Raw genomic sequence first — 3,201 nt, 5'->3', positions numbered from 1 at the left:
TCTGAAGCCCGGGGAAAAAGCAAAAAAACGGGCCACGATATCATCTTAACGGCAAATCATAGAATGCCGAAATGGAAGCGGATGACGGATATAGCCGGCGCCAGCCTTGGCCTCATGATTTGTGCGCCTGTTTTTATGCTCATCGCCGGTTTCATCAAGACTGTATCGCCGGGGCCGGTTTTTTTCAAACAGCAGCGGATAGGATTTGGTGGAAAAACATTTACCTTTTTTAAATTCCGGACCATGAAGGTCAATGCCGACACCACGGCCCATCAGAAACTTCTTGCCGAGCTTATCAAGGACGACAATTCGCCTGGAAGTGCAGGCAAGCCCATGACCAAGCTTGATCACGATCCACAGATAATTCCTTGTGGTAATTTTTTACGTAAGAGCTGTATAGATGAGTTGCCCCAGCTTATCAACGTCCTTATCGGCGACATGAGTCTTATCGGGCCCCGGCCGCCCATACCCTATGAGGTTGATGAGTATGACCGCTGGCACAGGGCTCGACTCTCCACCATCCCCGGCATGACAGGGCTGTGGCAGATAAGCGGCAAGAATCGCCTCACCTTTAAGGAGATGGTCCGCCTGGACATCCGTTATCTCAGGAATCGGTCTTTGTGGCATGATATAAAGATCCTGTTGCTGACTCCTCGGGCCATAGTCTCGCAAATCAAGGAAATCCTTTAACAGATTCTTTTTATTCTCTTTTCTCTTTTGTTTTTATTTTTGGAAAGTAGTAAAGTGTTGGGGTGCACCCAGGCAGAAGGTCACTCCAATCTGTTCGGTCACCTGCAAAACGCATTCGGTTGATAAATTTTTATTAAAAACAGCAGATCCAAAGGGGAAGAAATGATTAATATTGCCATTGTTGGTTGTGGATACTGGGGTCCGAATATCATTCGTAACTTCAACTCACTCAAAGACTGCAAGGTCAAGACTATCTGCGATTTGAGCGAGGAGCGCCTGGCCCACATGAAAACCCTCTATCCGGCGGCTGAGACAACCAAAGATTACGAGCAATTGATCAACGATCCGGAAATCCATGCCATCGCCATAGCGACTCCGGTGCACGCCCATTTCAAGCTGGCTGAAAAAAGCCTCAATGCCGGCAAACATACCCTCATTGAAAAGCCCATGGCCGCGTCCGTTGCCGAGTGTGTAAAATTAAAAGCGCTTGCCGAAAAGAAAAAGCTTACCCTGATGGTCGGCCATACCTTTCTGTATTCCCAGCCGGTTCGGAGGATTAAGGAAATTATCAGCGGTGGTGATCTCGGCAAAACCCTTTATTATATCAGTGCCCGGCGGTTGAATCTGGGCCTGTTCCAGAAGGATATCAATGTGGCCTGGGATCTTGCGCCACATGATATTTCCATTATCCTGTATGTTATGGACGCAGTGCCCGTATCGGTCAATTGCCAGGGGAATGCCAATGTGAATGAGGGGATCGAAGATATTACCAACATGACGATTAATTTTGACAACAACCGCTTTGCCACCATCAAGAGCAGCTGGCTTGATCCCAATAAAATCAGGGAAATGACCTTTGTGGGCAGTAAGCGGATGCTTGTCTATAATGATCTGGAGCCCAATGAAAAAGTTAAGATCTATGACAAGCGTGTGGAGAAGCCTCCCCACTACGATACCTTTGGCGATTTTCAACATTCCTATCACTATGGCGACATGTATTCGCCGTATATCAAGCAGGATGAGCCGCTGAAAATTGAATGTCAGCATTTTCTGGATTGCATAAAATCCGGTGATATGCCACTGACAGGTGCCGCTGAAAGCCTTCGGGTTGTCCAGATTCTTGAGGCGGCTTCAGAGTCATTGAGAAACGGCGGGAATAAAGTAATGATTGAGAAGAAATACTAAGAAGATTCAAGAAGAAGAAAGTGAAGAATATTTTAAAGAGAATATCGAATATCGAATACTGAATGTCGAATGTTGAAGGGAAGAGGAGATTACGATCTTGAGGATCGGTTGATTGATTTTGCAGTTAGTATTATTCGAACTGCAGAATCTCGATCTGATTTTATTCATAAAATGAAAATTTCTCTCAAAGAATTGAGGGAAACGCAGAATAGAATAAAACTGCGGGATTAAATTTTTCCGGATATTGAATCTATAGCAGGATGAAGAATTATATAGGTAAATCAGTTCACTTCGACATTCGACATTCTGCGGTTCGATATTGTCCTCTAACAAAACATCGGACGATTGCAGGTCCTCTAACAAAACATCGGACGATTGCAGGTCCTCTAACAAAACATCGGACGATTGCAGGTCCTCTAACAAAACATCGGACGATTAAAACGATATTCGCATTTATCGTTCTTCGCGGTGCACAAAACGCGGTGAAACAGCCTTCTGATCCCCCGGGGAAACACCCGTCGCAATGAAACTGGAAATCATAAACCCCATTGATTATCCTGATTGGGATAAACTTTTATTAACAAATGAACACTATTCTTTCTTCCAGACTTCCTATTGGGCAAAGGTTTTGCATGATGCCTACGGTTATAAGCCCCTTTATTTTACGGCAATTGATAAAGGCAGATTAGCGGTTCTCGTGCCGATCATGGAAATAAAGAGTTTTCTCACCGGGAAAAGGGGTGTTTCGCTGCCTTTTACCGATTTCTGCGAACCGATGATTCCGCAGGGAGATGGTCGAGGGGTATGGGAGGCGCTTCAACAATACGGCAGAAAAGCCGGCTGGAAATACCTGGAAATCCGCGGTGGGGACGGTCTCTGCCAAACCAGTCAGCCCTCATCATGGTATTATGAACATGTCCTTGATCTTTCCATAGGGGCAGAAAAAGTTTTTTCACAATTTCGGGACAGTCATAAAAGAAATATCAAAAAGGCAAAAAAGGCCGGGGTTGAAGTTGATATTAGCGACACTGCCGAGGCCATGGATGAATTCTATCGTTTGCATTGTATGACACGGAAAATGCACGGGCTTCCGCCGCAGCCGTTTTCATTTTTTACAAATATTTACGATCATATCATTTCAAAAGGGCATGGCCTGTTTGTCAACGCCCGCTATAGGGGGCAGGTATGTGCAGCCTCTGTTTATTTCCATATAGGTGATAAAGCAATTTACAAATATGGCGCATCAGATTTTACATTCCAGGATCTCCGGCCGAACAACCTGGTCATGTGGAAGGCGCTTGAATGGTATTGTGAAAAGGGTTTCAG

The 3,201-nt window shown here is 45.2% G+C and carries 3 protein-coding genes; all 3 read left to right on the top strand.

From position 1 onward, the window contains the following. Positions 1-63: 63 nt before the first annotated feature. Positions 64-690, top strand: coding sequence for a sugar transferase (locus KKE17_13695; protein MBU1711051.1), 627 nt, complete (start codon positions 64-66; stop codon positions 688-690). Between the two features lie 162 nt (positions 691-852). Then, the gene (locus tag KKE17_13690) at positions 853-1,875 is read left to right on the top strand and encodes a Gfo/Idh/MocA family oxidoreductase (protein ID MBU1711050.1); all 1,023 of its coding nucleotides are present in this window, start codon (positions 853-855) and stop codon (positions 1,873-1,875) included. Positions 1,876-2,398: 523 nt separating this feature from the next. Beyond that, on the top strand, positions 2,399-3,201 hold an 803-nt coding region (locus KKE17_13685), incomplete at its 3' end, for a GNAT family N-acetyltransferase (GenBank protein ID MBU1711049.1).

The sequence above is a fragment of the Pseudomonadota bacterium genome, assembly GCA_018823135.1.
Classification (GTDB): domain Bacteria; phylum Desulfobacterota; class Desulfobulbia; order Desulfobulbales; family CALZHT01; genus JAHJJF01.
Note: the sequence above shows the minus strand (reverse complement) of the source record. Positions and strands in the feature narration are given on the sequence as shown.

What these genes read in the sequence shown, in the direction of transcription:
- KKE17_13695 (MBU1711051.1), top strand. Translation starts at nt 64, where the DNA reads ATGCCGAAATGGAAGCGGATGACGGATATAGCCGGCGCCAGCCTTGGC.
- KKE17_13690 (MBU1711050.1), top strand. Translation starts at nt 853, where the DNA reads ATGATTAATATTGCCATTGTTGGTTGTGGATACTGGGGTCCGAATATC.